This is a genomic window from Mesorhizobium sp. P2_D1 (assembly GCF_056404455.1).
Genome location: NZ_JBFUDZ010000003.1, coordinates 179,311 through 195,367 on the forward strand (window position 1 = coordinate 179,311; position 16,057 = coordinate 195,367).

Consider the following 16,057-nt stretch of genomic DNA (forward strand, 5'->3'; position numbering starts at 1 on the left):
CGTCCATAGCATGTCGCACAAGAACGCAGCGGTATTGGGCCAACGACATGCATCAAACAAAGACTTAAAGCGAGTTCGGCGCGACGAGATCTAGTTGGTCGCAGACTTTGGCTTGTCCTGGTCCTTGAGCTGGCTCCAGGCGTTCTGCTGGGCCAGCATCTGGCGCAGATAGGCGACGTTTGCCTGTGCCTGTTCGGGCGAGAGTTCCTGCGAGGCGATCTTCTCGGCTTCGTCGAAACGGCCCTGCAGGCCGACGACCAGCGCCAGGTTCTGGCGCACCCGGCTGTCTGCGTTCGGCTGCTGCGCGGCGGAGCGCATATAGGTTTCGGCGGTGCGCAGGTCACCTTCCAGCACGTAGGACATGCCGAGATTGGAGAGCACCGAAGGCTCGTTCGGCTTCAGTTCGAGAGCCTTGCGATAAAGCTGGCGCGCGTCGTCTTTCTGGCCGATCTGGTCGAGAATGGCCGCTTCGGCCGATACCAGCCTCCAGTCGGGATATTCCGGTGTCTGGGCGCGGCGCACGGCGTCCAGTGCGGCCTCGAACTGGCCATTGGCAGCCAGCGCCTTGCCATAGGAGGCGAGCACGTCGCGATCCTTCGGCAGGGCGATCGCCAGCTTGCGCATCACGGCGAGCGACTGGTCGGCGTCGCCATCCATCTGCAGCGCCGCCGCATAATTGGTGGCGATACGCTTGTCGGTGGGGTTCCTGGCGTAGGATTGGCCAAGTGCCGCCGTTGCAGTGTGCAGTTCCCCGCCCGACATGGCCTCCAGCGGTTTGCCGCTGTTGCGTCCGATCGAACCGGTGGTGAACTTGTCGGTTGCGCAACCGGCGACACTGGCCGCGAGCGCCAGCACGAGCGCCGTGGTGATGAACCGTTTTCCCGTGGCATTGATCGTGCGGTTGGTCGGCATCGGCACCGGGCCTCCATTCATACGCGGCCGTTGCGTGGCCATCTTCCCTCCCGAAGAAATATTCTGTTAACCCTAACGGACGGTTAAGAATGGCGACTCAAGGGCGCCGCACGGAGAACCTCGAATGCCTGTCGAATTCGTCGAAAAGAAACTGCCGGGCGCGCTGCCGGTCCATCTGGTCGCCAGGGATGGGCTGGAAGCAGCCGGTCTTGCGCCTGCCGCGGTCGCCTGGGCCAGGGCAAACGGCTTTTCAGGCGAGGCAGGCAGGACGCTGGTCGTGCCCGGCGAAAAGGGAGCCCTCGGCGGCGCCTTGTTCGGTGTCGGCGATGGCGAGGGCGCACTCGCTCTTGGTGCGTTGTCGAAAGCCTTGCCGGAAGGCGATTGGCATTTCGCCTCCGCGCCGGCCGAGCCGGAGCTGGCGGCAACTGCGTTGGTGCTCGGCGGCTATGTCTTTACCCGTTATGGCAAGAAATCCGGCAAGGCTCTGCGCTTCGTCTTGCCGTCCGGCGTCGATGCCGGGCGCGTTCGCCGCATTGCCGATGGCGTCTTCCTGACACGCGATCTGGTCAACACGCCGACGAGCGACATGGGTCCGGAAGAATTGGAGAAGGCGGTGCGGAGCCTCGCCGCAGCGCACAGTGCCGAAATCTCGGTGGTGACGGGCGACGATCTCCTAGACCGGAATTTCCCGATGATCCATGCCGTCGGTCGCGCGTCGACCGGCGCCCCGCGCCTGATCGACATGAGATGGGGGCCGCAGGGCGCGCCGAAGGTGACGCTGGTCGGCAAGGGCGTCTGTTTCGACACAGGCGGTCTCGACATCAAGCCGTCGTCCGGCATGCTGTTGATGAAGAAGGACATGGGCGGCGCGGCCAATGTGCTTGGTCTCGCCTCGATGATCATGGCCGTCGGCCTGAAGGTGCGTCTGCGCGTGCTCATTCCCGCAGTCGAGAATTCGATCGCCGGCAACGCCTTCCGGCCGGGCGACGTGCTGACGAGCCGCAAGGGCATCACCGTCGAGATCGGCAACACGGACGCGGAGGGGCGGCTGGTGCTGGCCGATGCACTGGCCTTGGCCGACGAGGAGGAACCGCAGCTTCTGGTCGATATGGCGACGCTGACCGGGGCAGCCCGTGTCGCGCTCGGGCCCGACCTGCCACCCTTCTATACCGGCGATGAAGCACTGGCGTCCGACCTGGCGGCGGCTTCCGTCGCCGCCGAAGATCCGTTGTGGCGCATGCCGTTGTGGCGGCCTTACGATGCAAAACTGTCGTCGAAGATCGCCGACATCAACAACGTCACCACCGACGGTTTCGCCGGCTCGATCACGGCGGCACTCTTCCTCAAGCGCTTTGTCGAAAAGACCGCCGGCTGGGCGCATTTCGACATCTTCGCCTGGAACCCCACCGACCGTGCGCATGGCCCCGCGGGCGGCGAGGCGCAAGGCATTCGCGCGCTGGAGCGGATCATCTCGAAACGCTTTGGCTGATAGCGACAAGCAGAGCCGGCAAATTGCAGAAACTGAAACGGAACCGAAACAATTTGCCGTCATGCTGCTCGGATGTCGATTGCCATGCGCCCGAGCCAGGCCTTGCGACTGTGGCAGCAAGTGATGCTGTCGCAGGTGCGCGACGACGCGCCGGACCTGACCATGCGCCAGACGGCGATCCTGTTCACCATCTATCTCGATCCGCCGCCGCACACGGTGCGCGGGCTGGCCGCCCGCCTCAATGTCACCAAGCCGGTGATCACCCGCGCGCTCGACACGATGGGTGCGTTGAAGCTCGTGTCGCGCCATCGCGACGAGCTCGACAAGCGCAATGTGCTGATCAGGCGCACGGTCGAGGGCGCGCTCTTTGTCGAGCGCTTCGGCGATGGTATCATTGCCAAGGCCCACGAATTGCCCATCTAAAGCACGATCCCGAACCGCAGGTCAGCGCAGCAAGAAGCGGGAACCAGTTTTTCGGACAAGATCATGCGTCAACATAATAAAGCAGAGTTGCAGATTTGACCGCCAGGGATGCCCGCCTTCACGCTTTCCGTTCCGACCTTGCCGATGCGCGGCTGAAGGGCGAGGTCGCCGCCGACCGCTTCGTCGCCGGCCGGCCAGCGCGGATCACCGCCTCGGTGGCCGATGTGCGCAAGGCGCCGCGGCCGGATGCCAGCGTCAACACCCAAGCCCTGTTCGGCGATGATGTCCTCGTCTTCGAGGTCGCCGAAGGCTGGGCCTGGATCCAGGCCGAGCGCGATGGTTATGTCGGTTACGTCGCCGATACCATGCTGGGCGGGCGGGATCAGGCGGCGACCCATATCGTGTCGGTGCCGCGCACCTTCCTCTACCCCGGGCCGGATCTGCGGTTTCCGATCGCCAGACAATTGTCGATGGGATCGACGGTTGCGGTGACGGGTGCAGCCGAAACGCGCGGCACGCACTATGCCGTCCTGCCTTCCGGCGAGGCGATCATCGCCGGCCATCTGCGGCCTGTCGGTGATGCGGCCGCCGACTATGTTGCGGTGGCCGAGATGTTTCTCGGCACACCTTATCTGTGGGGCGGCGCTTCGGGTTTCGGCATCGACTGTTCGGGCCTTGTGCAACTGGCGATGCGCATGACCGGAAGCGACGTGCTGCGCGATTCTGACATGCAAGCGGCGACTCTCGGCGAGCCGCTCGATCCTGGCCCCGATTACACCGGGTTGCGGCGCGGCGACCTCGTCTTCTGGAAAGGCCATGTCGCCGTCATGACCGATACCGATACGATGATCCATGCCAATGGCCACACCATGCTGGTGTCGCGCGAAGGGCTGAAGGAGGCGATCGCCCGCATCGGCTACCTCTATGGCGGCCCGACCGGCTTTCGGCGGCCTTAAGGCCTTCGATCCCCTTTTGTTCCGATTCTTCTTGGCGATTGCCCACCTTCGCGCTACCTCTGGCGCGTGACAGAGCAGCCTCGCCTTGCCGAACAGAATGCCACTGTAGCCCTGCCCGAACCATTCATCAGGTGGTTCGGCGAGAAAGGCTGGTCGCCGCGTGCCCACCAGATCGAATTGCTGGCAAGGGCTCAGGGCGGGCAATCGGTGCTGCTGATTGCCCCGACCGGGGCCGGCAAAACGTTGGCCGGCTTCATGCCCTCGCTGACCGAACTGGCCAACCGGCCAAGGCGAAAGCCGGGGCAGGCGCATCGCGGCATCCATACCCTCTACATCTCACCGCTGAAGGCGCTGGCGGTCGACATCGAGCGCAATCTCGGCAAGCCGGTTGAAGAGATCGGCCTGCCTGTCACCATCGAGACGCGCACCGGTGACACGCCGTCGCACAAGCGTCAGCGCCAGAAACTGGTGCCGCCCGACATTTTGCTCACCACGCCCGAGCAACTGGCGCTGCTGATCGCGGCGCCCGATGCCCGACGCTTCTTCGAGGATCTGCGCTATGTCGTGCTCGACGAGCTGCACTCGCTGGTGACGTCGAAACGCGGGCATCTGCTGGCGCTCGGCCTGGCGCGGCTGCGCAGCTACGTGCCTGGCCTGCAGACGATAGGCTTGTCGGCTACGGTCGCCGAGCCCGACGAATTGCGGCGTTGGCTGGTCGGCCAGAATCCGCCGGGCGCCATGGCCGGCCTGATCACCGTGGCCGGCGGAGCCAAGCCCGATATCTCCATCCTCGACTCGGAGCAGYATGTGCCGTGGTCCGGCCATTCGGCCCGATACGCCATTCCTGAAATCTACGAGGCGATCAAAAGGCACCGCACGACGCTGCTGTTCGTCAACACCCGCAGCCAGGCCGAATTGCTGTTCCAGGAACTGTGGCGGGCCAATGAGGACTCGCTGCCGATTGCCTTGCATCACGGCTCGCTCGATGTCGGCCAGCGTCGACGGGTCGAAAAGGCGATGGGCGAGAATGCGCTGCGCGCCATCGTCGCGACGTCGACGCTCGATCTCGGCATCGACTGGGGCGACGTCGATTTGGTCGTGCATGTCGGTGCGCCGAAGGGCGCGAGCCGCCTGGCGCAGCGCATCGGCCGCGCCAACCACCGCATGGACGAACCGTCCAAGGCGATCCTTATTCCGGCCAACCGTTTCGAGGTGCTGGAATGCCGTGCCGCACTCGACGCCAACTATCTCGGCGCGCAGGACACGCCGCCGTTGATCACCGGCGCGCTCGACGTGCTGTCGCAGCACGTGCTGGGCGTCGCCTGCGGCGCGCCCTTCTATGCCGACCATTTGTTCGAAGAGGTACGCAGCGCCGCGCCCTATGCCGGACTGGCACGCGAGACCTTTGACCGTGTCGTCGATTTCGTCGCCACCGGCGGCTACGCGCTGAAGAACTACGAGCGCTACGCCCGCATTCGAAAGACAGTCGGCGGGCTGTGGCGCGTCTCGCATCCGCGTGTCGCCCAGCAATACCGTCTGAATGTCGGCACCATCGTCGAAATGCCGGAACTCAATGTCCGCTATGTCAGGCAGGGCCGTGGCATGGCTGGACGCGGCGGGCCGGTGCTGGGCAAGATCGAGGAATATTTCGCCGAGACCTTGCGCCCCGGCGACAATTTCCTGTTTACCGGCAAGGTGCTGCGCTTCGAGGGCATCCGCGAGAACGAATGCGTCGTCTCCAACGGCGCCGGCGCCAACATCATCGTGCCGTCCTATGCCGGCGGCAAGTTTCCGCTGTCGACCTATCTCGCCGATCAGGTGCGCGGCATGCTGGCCGACAGCAACCGCTGGCAGGCGCTGCCCGAGCAGGTCGCCGACTGGCTGCGGCTGCAGAAGGAAAAGTCAGTGCTGCCGAAGCGCGGCGACCTTCTGGTCGAGACCTTTCCGCGGGGCAACCGCCACTACATGGTCGCCTATCCCTTCGAAGGCAGGCTGGCGCACCAGACGCTCGGCATGCTGTTGACGCGGCGGCTGGAGCGCGCCAACGCCCGCCCGCTCGGCTTCGTCGCCACCGACTATTCGCTGGCCGTCTGGGCGCTGGACGACATGGCGGCCCTGTTCAAGGCCAGGAAGCCGTCATTGGCCGCCCTGTTCGACGAGGACATGCTGGGCGACGATCTCGAGGCCTGGCTGAACGACAGCTGGATGCTGAAGCGGACGTTTCGCACCTGCGCGGTCATCGCCGGACTGATCGAGAAGCGTTTTCCCGGGCAAGAGAAGAGCGGCCGCCAGGTGACCGTGTCGGCCGACCTGATCTACGATGTGCTGCGCAGCCACGAGCCGGACCACATCCTGCTGCAGGCGACGCACACCGATGCATCGGCGGGACTGCTCGATGTCAGCAGACTTGCCGAGATGCTCTCGCGTGTTCGCGGTCGAATCATGCATAAGCATCTTGAGCAGATATCGCCGCTGGCCGTGCCGATCATGCTGGAGATCGGCAAGGAATTGGTGAATGGCGGCGCCAACGAGTCCCTGCTCATGGAAGCCGCCGATCTGGTCGAGGAGGCTATGGGCCAAAGATGAGACTGATTTCGAGATGAATTTTTCGCTGGCGCGCACGTCGCTGATCGCCGAGGCCGACCTTGTCGGCATCGCCGGCGAACGTGCGGTCTGCGACCGGCGCGGCGTGCTTTATTTTCCGGATCTGCGGCTTCTGGCCGTTTCCGACCTGCATCTCGAAAAGGGTTCGTCGCTGGCGCGGCGCGGCGCGCTGATCCCGCCATATGACACCGGCGCAACCTTGCTGAGACTGCAGGCCGTGATCGCCGACTACCAGCCATCCATCGTCATCAGCCTGGGCGACAGCTTCCACGATGGCGGCGGCGCCGAACGCATGCATGCGAGCTTCCGCGAACGGCTGGAAGCGCTGATAGCAGGCCGCGACTGGTTCTGGGTTGCCGGCAATCACGATCCGGAAGCGCCCGCCGACCTGCCCGGCGAGACGGTGCGCGAACTTGCCATAGGCTCGCTGTTGTTCCGGCATGAGCCATCGAAGGAACGTGTCGAAGGCGAGATAGCGGGTCATCTGCATCCGTGCGCGCGCATCGTGCAGCGTGGGCGTTCGGTGCGGCGGCGCTGCTTTGCCGGCGATGGCGGCCGCATGATCATGCCGGCCTTCGGCGCCTATACCGGTTCGCTCAACGTGCTCGATCGCGCCTATACCGGGCTGTTCCGGCTGGACACGCTGATGGCCTACATGCTCGGCGCCGAGCGCATCTTTGCCATCTCCCGCTCGATGCTGCGGCCTGGCTGAAGCCGCCCTTTCGTCAATAGTACCTACCGCCCGTAATAGAGCGTCACGGTGTGCTTAGCCTCGGCGAAAAACAGCCATCGTTCGACCAGCATGCCGGCGAACTGGACGATCGCGGCGAACACTGACAGCAGCGCCGCGAAGGGCCACGGCGAGGCAAATACGGCGGCAAGCAACAGGATGGGCAAAGCGAAGGCCAGAACCTGGGTGATCTGGCGCAGGCGCGCGCTGTGCTTGCGCGCGATGCGGAACCCCATCTCCTTGAGCAGATAATTCTCTTCGGTATGCGGCCATTCCAGCGATCGTACCGTGCCGCCGGCGAGCCCGGTCGCGGTGTTGGCATTGGTCGCGATCTCCAGCCGGTCGTTGTAGCGCCAGGTTGCCAGCTTCCAACCCCAGCCGAGCAGACTTAGCAGGATCGACGCCACTAGAAGCGTCTTCGAGCCGAGAGCAAATCCCTGCAGCAGCGCGTTCAACAGCACGCTGCCGGTCATCGCCGAAAAAATGAGGTAGCCGGGCAGAGTGAAGCGGCTGTGCCACTGGGCGATCGGCTTCAGCGACGCATAGATCATGCCGGTGGTACAGACGGTGACGACCGCACCGATGGCCGCCAGCAACCCGGCCACAGTCACCCAGCCACCGGAGCGGCCGAAAAACACCCAGCCGATCCCGAACAGTCCCGCCGGGACGAAGGTGATGACGGAGGCAACGCCCTCGCGCGACAGCCATGAGCTGCGCCATTGCGAGAACGCTCGCCAGGCGCGTTCGGGTCTGCCGAGATGGCCCGTCGAGGACAACAGGCCGGCCCCGATCAGGCCGAGCGCCAGGCCCATGCCGATGAGGCCCAGCCAGAAATCGGGCGGGATGATCTGGAAGCCTCCGAGCACCCCAAGCAGCGCCAGCAGCCCATAGCCGGCGCCGGTCGCGGTGGTGAAGAAGACGACGGAGAAGGCTGGATGCATGGATGTCAGTTCGAAAGCATGCGGTCGACCCAGCCCAGGAAGCCCCCTTCGGCCCGCACCGCTTCGAGTGCCGGCGCGGCCACCGATGCGGCGCGCTTGGTGTGGGCGCGTGGCGGCAAATATTTGTTGGTCGGGTGATAGCCGAGTTCCGGCATCAGGTCGACGCCGCCGCGCTCCGCCACCAGCTGCGAGACGGCCGATGCGGGATCGCCGAGATCGCCGAAATGCCGGGCGCTGGTCGGGCAAGCCGCGACGCAGGCCGGCACGCGGTCTTCCTCGGCCAGATTGTCATTGTAGATGCGGTCGACGCACAGCGTGCACTTCTTCATCACGCCGACATCACGATCGAATTCGCGCGCCCCATAAGGGCAGGCCCAACTGCACAATTTGCAGCCGATGCACTTGTCCTCGTCGATCAGCACGATGCCGTCCGAGGCCCGCTTGTAGGAGGCGCCGGTCGGGCAGACCGTGACGCAGGCCGGCGTCTCGCAATGCAGGCAGGAGCGCGGGAAGTTCACGGTCCGCCCGCCCATGTCGGTGGTGTGTTCGTAGCTGTGGACGCGGTTGAACCAGACGCCGTCGACATGGCCGCCATAGGGGTCGATGTCGGTCAGCGGCGCCATGTGGCCGCCGGTGTTCCATTCCTTGCAGGCGGTGACGCAGGCCTGGCAGCCGACGCAGGTGTCGAGATCGATGACGAGGCCGAGCTTCTTGCCGCTTTGACTTGGCAGACAGGTCATTCGGCCGCCTCCCTTGCCCGGCGGAACTCAGCGCCGAAGGTCAGTCTGTCGGGTGAGGGTTCGAAGCCAGGCGGTTGCTGGAAACGTTCGAATTGCGGCTCGGTGAAGCCGGCCTCCTCGGCCTGGCATTCGACGATGCGCACGCGCAGGTCGAACCACGCCGCCTGACCGGTCACCGGATCGGAGTTCGAATAGCGTTTGCCGTTGGCGTCGGCCGAAGTCTGGTCGCCGATGATGTGGTTGATCAGGAAGCCGCGATTGGATTCGGCCGCATCGTCCTTCAGCCCCCAGCTGCCTCGCCGCTTGCCGATCGCGTTCCAGGTCCAGACCGTGCTTTCGTTCACCCCGTCGACCAGCTTGATCTGCCCCTTGACCTTGCCGTTGATGCTTTCGATCCACACCCAGTCGTCATCGACAAGACCGAGACCAGCGGCGGTCCGGTGATGCACGAACAGCCGGTTCTGGCTGGTGATCTGTCTCAGCCACGCATTCTGCGAGCCCCAGGAATGATACATATGCATCGGCCGCTGCGTCAGCGCGTGCAGCGGATAGTCTTGCAAATCGACGGCCGCTTCCTCGAACGGCACGTACCAGAACGGCAGCGGGTCCATATAGGTCTCGATGCGCTGGCGGTCGCCCTCTGGCGGCACCACGCGGCCATGGCCGCGTGCGGCCAGCCTGAAGCGCTGCAGAGGCTCGCAATAGAGCTGGAAGACGACCGGCTCAGCCTTGGGGATGAAACCCATCTGCACCGCGAAGTCGAGATAGGAGCGGTTGGCCATCTTGTAGTAGCGCTGGTCCTCGGCGAAATCGTGGTGCCAGAAGCCGCCATTGTCGATGTAGCGCTGCAATTGGTCCGGATTGGCCTCGCCCTTGCCGATCGCACTCCCGTCCTTGCCACGCCAGCCGGCAAGCGGGCCGATGCCGGGCGTCCGCTCATGGTTGACGATGTAATCGGCATAGTCGCGGTATCTGGCCGAGCCGTCGTCATTGACGAAGCACGGCAGGCCAAGCCGCGCGCCGAGTTCGATCAGCACCGACTGGAACGGCCTGACGTCGCGATCCGGCTCGACGACGGGATGGCGGATGGCGTCCCCTGGTCCGTCGGCATGGCTGATCGGCCGGTCGAGCAGGCTGATGCAATCATGGCGTTCGAGATAGGTTGTGTCCGGCAGCACGAGATCGGCGAACGGTACCGTCTCGGAATAGTAGGCGTCGGAATAGATGATGAAGGGAATCCTGTAGTTGCCCGCTTCGTCATGGTCGGTCAGCATCGCCATGGTCTCGACGGTGTTCATCGAGGAATTCCAGGCCATGTTCGACATGTACATCATCAACGTGTCGATCGGGTACGGATCGCCGGCCCATGCGTTGCGGATGACGGTGTGCATGAGGCCATGTGCCGCCAGCGGTGCATCCCAGGAATAGGCCTTGTCGATGCGAACAGGCATGCCGGCCTCGTCGACCAAAAGGTCGTCCGGCCCGCAGACGAAGCCGAGCGGCATGCCGTCGAGCGGCGTCATCGGCTTGACGGTCTTGCCTGAAGGCTTTGGGCCCGGCGGCGCCGATCTCGGGTAGGGCGGCTTGAAGCGGAAGCCGCCGGGGACATCCACGGTGCCGAGCAGCACCTGCAAGAGATGGATGGCGCGGCAGGTGTGAAAGCCGTTCGAATGGGCGGAGATGCCGCGCATGGCATGCATCGACACTGGCCGCCCCTTGATCGTCTCGTGCCGGCGCCCGGCCCAGTCGGTCCAGGCGACCGGCAATTCGATCGTCTGTTCGAAGGCGACATGCGCGAGTTCGGCGGCGATCCTGCGGATCGTGTCGGCGCGAATGCCGCAGCGCTCCGCCACCGCATCGGGTGCGTAGCTCTCATCGAGATAGCGGTCGGCGATGAGCTGGAACACCGGCACGCAACGGTGGCCGTCGACGATGAAGCTGCCCGTCAGCGCAGGTTTCGCGCCGGCATCGGTGGCGTTGACAGGCGTCTTCGCAACCCTGTCCCAGGCCAGTGGATTGCCGCCGGCGTCACGCACGAACAGGCCGTCATCCGCCGCACCCGGCTCCTGGATGACGAGCAAATGCGCATTGGTGTAGCGCAGGAGATAGTCGAGATCGACGCGCCCGGCCTTCAGCAGTTCGTGTATGAGGGCGAACACGAACAGGCCATCGGTGCCGGGCCGGATGCCGATCCAGTCGTCTGCAATGGCGTTGTAGCCGGTCCGGCACGGATTGATCGAAACCACCTTGGCACCGCGCGCCTTGAGCTTGCCGAGGCCGATCTTGATCGGGTTGGAATCGTGGTCCTCGGCGACGCCGAACAGCATGAAGTATCTGGTGTTGTCCCAGTCGGGTTCGCCGAACTCCCAGAACGAGCCGCCGATCGTATAAAGGCCTCCGGCCGCCATGTTGACCGAACAGAAGCCGCCATGGGCGGCGAAGTTCGGCGTGCCGAATTGGCTGGCCCACCAGCCGGTGAGCGACTGCGACTGGTCGCGACCGGTGAAGAAGGCAAGTTTCTTCGGATCGGTCCGGCGGATGGCCGAGAGCCGCTCGGTCGCGATCGAGAACGCTTCTTCCCACTCGATCTCGCGGAATTCTCCCGAGCCGCGCAGGCCTGTGCGCAGCAATGGTTTTTTCAGCCGGGCCGGGCTGTAGTGCTGCATGATGCCGGAACTGCCCTTGCCGCAGATCACGCCGCGATTGACCGGATGGTCCTTGTTGCCGTTGATGTAGCGGACCTTGCCGTCCTTGATGTGCACGTCGATGCCGCAGCGGCAGGCGCACATGTAGCAGGTCGTCTTGGCGATGCTGTCGGAAATGTCCGGCGAGGTGTCGACGCCGTCGCCTTCATCGGGCGCGCGCGTGTCAGCAAGCGGGCGTTGCGATGGTGCCGAATTTGCGCCGCGCGGCGGTCGGTGCATCATGATCCGCTGGTGCCCGCACGGCCGGCGGACTTGGCTCGAGTCTTCGGCCCGGGGCCGCGCATATAGTGCTCTTCCGGGTGGTATCGGTCACCGGCCAACCGCCGCCGGATGCCGCGGGTCCAATGGGCAAGCAGGGATCTGAACCGCCCGATCATTTTGTTCCCTGCGATTCGGTGGCGAATTTTTTCTAACTTCACTCGAAAACGTAGAATAAAGCTATCGATCTGTCTAATCAGTTGTTCTTGTAAATTCGATCGATATTGGTTCTTAATTCACGCATGACCCTGGACCAATTGCGGATTTTCGTCGCCGTTGCCGAGCGTGGCCACATGACCAAGGCGGCCGAGCTGCTTGGCATTTCCCAATCGGCCGCGTCTGCCGCTATTCGCGCGCTTGAAGAGCAGCACGGCGTCCATCTGTTCAACCGGGTCGGCCGCAACATCGAGCTCGCCCAGACCGGGCACCGCTTCCTGCCGGAAGCCAAGGCCGTGCTGGAGCGGGCGGCCACTGCACGCAACGTGCTGGAGCATGTCTCGCAGACGGTCACCGGCAGCCTCTCGATCGCCGCCAGCCAGACCATCGCCAGCTATTGGCTGCCGCGCCGGCTGGCTTCTTTCCACGAGGCCTATCCCGCCGTCAGGTTGAGCGTCACCATCGGCAACACCAGGCAGGTCGAGGCCAATGTCCTCGATGGTGCCGCGGATCTCGGTCTGGTCGAGGGGCGGACGGAATCCGACATCCTGCGCCGTGCCAAGGTCGACGTAGACAAGTTGATGCTGGTCGTCGCCAGCACCCACCCCGAGATCGCCGAAGTCTCGCAAGGCCGGCCCGACATCAAGGGCCTCCGCTGGATCATCCGCGAGGGTGGTTCGGGCACGCGCGAAGTGCTGGAGGATCTGGCCCGCCGCGAAGGAATTTCGCTCGCCGACCTGCAGATATTCCTGGTGCTGCCGAGCAACGAGGCCATCCGCCAGGCGGTCGAGGCGGGTGCCGGCGCCACCATCATTTCCGAACTCGTCGTCGGCGGCGCGATTGCCGAAGGCAGTTTGCGCGCGGTGCCTATTGACCTGCCGAAGCGCGACTTCGCCATCATCACCCACCGCGACCGGCAGGCGAGCCTTGCCCAGATGGCGCTCAAGGCGCATCTCAGCGCCAGTGCCGATGAAGCGGCGCCCGCCCGCCCGTGAGTGGGCCGTGTCAGCCAAACTTTCGCTGGGCGTCGAGCGCCAGGCCAAGCCCGACCGAGCCGAACATGTCGCCTTCGATGACGGTTGCCTGCGGTACCAAGGAGAGAATCTCTCGTCTTGCCAGCGGGATTGCGGTCGACCCGCCGGTCAGGAACACCGCGGTGATGTCGGATGGCTTGACCTGGGCGTCGCGGATGGTCTGCCCGACCGTTGCGGTGACCCGCTCGATGTCCCTGGCAATCGTGGCGTCCAACCCGGTGCGCGTGATTTCGGCGGCGAACGCCGCCCCCGGCAGCTTCACCGCCACCTGAGCCGATGATCTGTCGGTCAGCTCGATTTTGGCCTTTTCGACAAGGGCCGCCAGCGCATGTCCATAGCGATGCTCGACAATGTGGATGAAGCGGTCGACCAGGTCGGCGCGCTCGGCCTCGTAGCGGATCTGGCGCAAATGCGTCATTGCCTTGGCGGTGTAGACCAGGTTGATGCGCTGCCATGTCGCGAGATCGATGAAGTAGCTGGCCGGCAGATTGCGCTTGCCGTCCTTGGTCGGGGTCAGATAGCCGAGCTGCGGCATCACATGGGCGATGCTCAACAGTCGGTCGAAATCCGTGCCGCCGATATGGATGCCGCGGCTGGCCAGGATGTCGTCCTTGCGGTCGAGCGAGCGCGAGCGCTGCGGTGAGACCCGCACGATCGAGAAGTCCGAGGTGCCGCCGCCCATGTCGACGATCAGCGCTAGTTCCTCGCGCGTCACCTTCTGCTCATAGTCGAGCGCCGCCGCGATCGGCTCGAACTGGAAAGCGATGTGTTTGAAGCCCTGGGCGCGCGCGGCCTTCTCAAGTTCGCCCTGGGCGTTTGTATCGGCCTCGGGATCGTCGTCGACGAATTGCACCGGGCGGCCGAGCACCACTGTTTCGACCGCGCCGCCGGCATCTTCCTCCAGTTTTTTGCGGAGGTGGCCGAGGAACAGGCCGACGATCTCCATGAAGCCGATCGAGCGGGACTTGATGCGGGTCTTCTCGTGGGCAAGCGAACTGCCGAGCACGCTCTTCAGCGAGCGCATCAGCCGGCCTTCGATGCTGTCGGTGTAGTTGGCAATGGCGTGGCGTCCGAAACAGGTGCGGTTGTCCTCGAAGTTGAAGAACACGGCACTGGGCAGCGTGACCTGCCCATCTTCAAGTGCGACGAGGCGCGGCTGCCCGTTGCGGACCACGCCAACGGTGGAGTTTGAAGTGCCAAAGTCGATACCGCCGAATGCTGGTCGCATGGCAAGTTTCCTGATTTTGTCTTTGGGGAGCGGCAACTCGTGTCCGGTCGGGCCGGGGGCGTGCTCTCTAACGCAAGACGCCGGAAAGGGAAACCCTTTTTGGAAATCCGGCGCCTAATCCTTTCGGAAGATCACCCTACCGAGCCAGCCCGTCAGCATGGCCAGCGATATCGCGAAGACGCCATAGAGGAAGGAATAATTGTGCGCGACACGGAAGATCGACTGCTCGAAGCCGGATTTGCGGATTTCGAGCTGGGCCGAGCTTTCCTTGATGAACACGCCGCTCTTGAACAGGAAGGCGCGTGCCTTGTGGGTGCCGACCGGAACATTCGGTGCCAGCCTGACGGTGGCGCGGAACAGGTTCTGCGACAGGAATTGCACGCCGCCGACATTCTCGCTGTAGAGGCCGGTCGCTGTTTTGCGGCTGCGCAGCGCCGCAGTGAATTCCTCGATGGTCGCCGGGTTGTCGCCAGCGTCGGCCGGCTGCATGTAGAGGTTGGAGGCACCGAGCGACAGCTGCTTGTAGCTGTTCGGTTCGGTGATGTCCTGCAGCGGTCGCGTCGTCGCCACCGAATACGACATCGGCACATTCTCGAAGGTTTCGGACTCCAGGTTGACCCAGACGCCGAGCACCCGGTCCTTGCGGCGCACCACGACCGGGCGCGGCGGACCCTCGAGCACGACGATGACATCGTATCTGCCTTGACGGGCAACCAGCGGGTCGGGATTTTCCAGCGAGCCGAAAATGGTCAGGTCGGCGCCGGAAAAGCCGGCGGTGATCGAAACATTGTCGGTGGAGAGGCCGATCTGGATGCCTTCTACCGGTGGTGTCTGTGCCTTGACCGGCACGGCGACCGCAAGCAACGACAGGACAATGGCGGTTGCGAACGCTTTGGGCCCCCTCATCAGTTGAGGCCCGTGGCGGTCAGCGAATAGAGATTGGGCGGTGTGACGAAGAGGTCGATGGCGAGGCGGATCGCCACCGCCAGCACCAGCAGTGCCAGCAAGGCCCTGAGCTGCTCGCCGCGCAGCCTCTGGCCGGCCTTGGCGCCGTATTGGGCGCCGGCAACGCCGCCCGCCATCAACAGGAAGGCCAGCACGACGTCGACCGTCTGGTTGGTGGTGGCATGGACCAGAGTCGTGTAGGCGGAGGTGAAGATGATCTGGAACAGCGAAGTGCCGATGACGACATTGGTCGGCACTTTCAGCAGATAGATCAGCGCCGGCACCATGATGAAGCCGCCGCCGACGCCCATGATCGACGACAGGAAGCCGATGCCGGCGCCAAGACCCAGCACGGGGATGACGCTGACGAACAGTTTCGAGGCCCTGAACCGCATCTTCAGCGGCAAGCGGTGGATCCAATTGTGCTGGCCGGATTTCTTCAGCACCGGTGCCGCGCCGCTGCGCGTGGCGCGGAGCGCATTGACGCTTTCGACCAGCATCAGCCCGCCGACCGTGCCGAGCARCACGACATAAAGCAGCGAGATGAACAGGTCGAGCTGGCCGAGCCTGCGCAGGAAGGCGAAGACGAAGATGCCACCGGTGGAGCCAACGATGCCGCCGGCCAGCAGCACGCCGCCGAGCTTGAAGTCGAGCGTACCTCGCTTCATGTGCGAAAGGACGCCGGAGAAGGAGGAGGCGATGACCTGGTTGGCGCCGGTGGCGACGGCGATCGCCGGGGGGATGTTGTAGAAGATCAGCAGCGGCGTGATGAGGAAGCCACCGCCGACGCCAAACATGCCCGACAGGAAGCCCACTGCCGCACCCATGGCCAGCAGTACGAAGACGTTGACGGAAATTTCCGCGATCGGGAGATAGATGCCCACCCGTCAGTCTCGATCAGTTTTGCCTGTCGGTGAATGCAACCGTTGCGGGCAT

13 protein-coding genes are annotated in these 16,057 nt (G+C 64.3%); 6 read left to right on the plus strand and 7 right to left on the minus strand.

All coding sequences use genetic code 11. The annotated features are described in order from the left end of the window. Positions 1-90: 90 nt before the first annotated feature. Positions 91-912 (minus strand): tetratricopeptide repeat protein, encoded by an 822-nt coding sequence (locus tag AC1D0I_RS05030; RefSeq protein ID WP_457151535.1) that lies wholly within the window; start codon positions 910-912, stop codon positions 91-93. A 124-nt stretch (positions 913-1,036) separates the two neighbouring features. On the opposite strand from AC1D0I_RS05030, the gene AC1D0I_RS05035 reads away from it, so the two are divergent. The 5 genes from AC1D0I_RS05035 to pdeM all read left to right on the plus strand — a co-directional run bounded on the left by AC1D0I_RS05035 (position 1,037) and on the right by pdeM (position 7,096). Beyond that, positions 1,037-2,401, plus strand: a complete 1,365-nt coding sequence (locus AC1D0I_RS05035) for a leucyl aminopeptidase family protein (protein ID WP_477393441.1) — start codon at positions 1,037-1,039, stop codon at positions 2,399-2,401. 72 nt (positions 2,402-2,473) lie between these two features. Further along, positions 2,474-2,824: a MarR family winged helix-turn-helix transcriptional regulator gene (locus AC1D0I_RS05040; RefSeq protein WP_056588405.1), complete on the plus strand. Its 351-nt coding sequence runs from the start codon at positions 2,474-2,476 to the stop codon at positions 2,822-2,824. 95 nt (positions 2,825-2,919) lie between these two features. After that, on the plus strand, positions 2,920-3,780 hold the full coding sequence (locus tag AC1D0I_RS05045) for a C40 family peptidase (protein ID WP_477393443.1): 861 nt from the start codon (positions 2,920-2,922) through the stop codon (positions 3,778-3,780). A gap of 66 nt (positions 3,781-3,846) precedes the next feature. Continuing rightward, the gene (locus AC1D0I_RS05050) at positions 3,847-6,366 is read left to right on the plus strand and encodes a ligase-associated DNA damage response DEXH box helicase (RefSeq protein ID WP_477393445.1); all 2,520 of its coding nucleotides are present in this window, start codon (positions 3,847-3,849) and stop codon (positions 6,364-6,366) included. Positions 6,367-6,379: 13 nt separating this feature from the next. Next, a complete protein-coding gene (gene pdeM / locus AC1D0I_RS05055; RefSeq protein ID WP_477393447.1) occupies positions 6,380-7,096 on the plus strand; it encodes a ligase-associated DNA damage response endonuclease PdeM in 717 nt (238 codons plus the stop codon). A 23-nt stretch (positions 7,097-7,119) separates the two neighbouring features. On the opposite strand, the gene AC1D0I_RS05060 is transcribed toward pdeM, so the two are convergent. Genes AC1D0I_RS05060 through AC1D0I_RS05070 form a run of 3 tightly spaced genes read right to left on the minus strand, consistent with a single transcriptional unit; the run spans position 7,120 to position 11,722 of the window. Next, positions 7,120-8,055, minus strand: coding sequence for a dimethyl sulfoxide reductase anchor subunit family protein (locus AC1D0I_RS05060; protein WP_477393449.1), 936 nt, complete (start codon positions 8,053-8,055; stop codon positions 7,120-7,122). A 5-nt stretch (positions 8,056-8,060) separates the two neighbouring features. Continuing rightward, positions 8,061-8,795, minus strand: coding sequence for a 4Fe-4S dicluster domain-containing protein (locus AC1D0I_RS05065; protein ID WP_477393451.1), 735 nt, complete (start codon positions 8,793-8,795; stop codon positions 8,061-8,063). After that, on the minus strand, positions 8,792-11,722 hold the full coding sequence (locus AC1D0I_RS05070; RefSeq protein WP_477393452.1) for a molybdopterin oxidoreductase family protein: 2,931 nt from the start codon (positions 11,720-11,722) through the stop codon (positions 8,792-8,794). Before AC1D0I_RS05070 ends, AC1D0I_RS05065 begins: the two co-directional genes overlap by 4 nt. 278 nt (positions 11,723-12,000) lie before the next feature. Here AC1D0I_RS05070 and AC1D0I_RS05075 point away from each other — a divergent pair, with 278 nt between their 5' ends. Continuing rightward, on the plus strand, positions 12,001-12,909 hold the full coding sequence (locus tag AC1D0I_RS05075; protein WP_477393454.1) for a LysR substrate-binding domain-containing protein: 909 nt from the start codon (positions 12,001-12,003) through the stop codon (positions 12,907-12,909). Positions 12,910-12,919: 10 nt separating this feature from the next. Here the strand turns inward: AC1D0I_RS05075 and AC1D0I_RS05080 are convergent, their stop codons facing one another. The 3 genes from AC1D0I_RS05080 to AC1D0I_RS05090 form a co-directional block, all read right to left on the minus strand. Beyond that, a complete protein-coding gene (locus AC1D0I_RS05080) occupies positions 12,920-14,176 on the minus strand; it encodes an Hsp70 family protein (protein ID WP_477393456.1) in 1,257 nt (418 codons plus the stop codon). 114 nt (positions 14,177-14,290) lie between these two features. Further along, positions 14,291-15,082 (minus strand): TIGR02186 family protein, encoded by a 792-nt coding sequence (locus AC1D0I_RS05085; protein ID WP_477225354.1) that lies wholly within the window; start codon positions 15,080-15,082, stop codon positions 14,291-14,293. Next, positions 15,082-16,005 carry a sulfite exporter TauE/SafE family protein gene (locus AC1D0I_RS05090; RefSeq protein ID WP_095082339.1) on the minus strand — a complete coding sequence of 308 codons (924 nt, stop codon included), beginning with the start codon at positions 16,003-16,005 and terminating at the stop codon, positions 15,082-15,084. Before AC1D0I_RS05090 ends, AC1D0I_RS05085 begins: the two co-directional genes overlap by 1 nt. Positions 16,006-16,057 lie beyond the last annotated feature (52 nt).

Coding starts and splice junctions, on each gene's coding strand:
- AC1D0I_RS05030 (WP_457151535.1), bottom strand. CDS start 912: ATGCCGACCAACCGCACGATCAATGCCACGGGAAAACGGTTCATCACC.
- AC1D0I_RS05035 (WP_477393441.1), top strand. CDS start 1,037: ATGCCTGTCGAATTCGTCGAAAAGAAACTGCCGGGCGCGCTGCCGGTC.
- AC1D0I_RS05040 (WP_056588405.1), top strand. CDS start 2,474: ATGTCGATTGCCATGCGCCCGAGCCAGGCCTTGCGACTGTGGCAGCAA.
- pdeM (WP_477393447.1), top strand. CDS start 6,380: ATGAATTTTTCGCTGGCGCGCACGTCGCTGATCGCCGAGGCCGACCTT.
- AC1D0I_RS05060 (WP_477393449.1), bottom strand. CDS start 8,055: ATGCATCCAGCCTTCTCCGTCGTCTTCTTCACCACCGCGACCGGCGCC.
- AC1D0I_RS05065 (WP_477393451.1), bottom strand. CDS start 8,795: ATGACCTGTCTGCCAAGTCAAAGCGGCAAGAAGCTCGGCCTCGTCATC.
- AC1D0I_RS05070 (WP_477393452.1), bottom strand. CDS start 11,722: ATGATGCACCGACCGCCGCGCGGCGCAAATTCGGCACCATCGCAACGC.
- AC1D0I_RS05075 (WP_477393454.1), top strand. CDS start 12,001: ATGACCCTGGACCAATTGCGGATTTTCGTCGCCGTTGCCGAGCGTGGC.
- AC1D0I_RS05080 (WP_477393456.1), bottom strand. CDS start 14,176: ATGCGACCAGCATTCGGCGGTATCGACTTTGGCACTTCAAACTCCACC.
- AC1D0I_RS05085 (WP_477225354.1), bottom strand. CDS start 15,082: ATGAGGGGGCCCAAAGCGTTCGCAACCGCCATTGTCCTGTCGTTGCTT.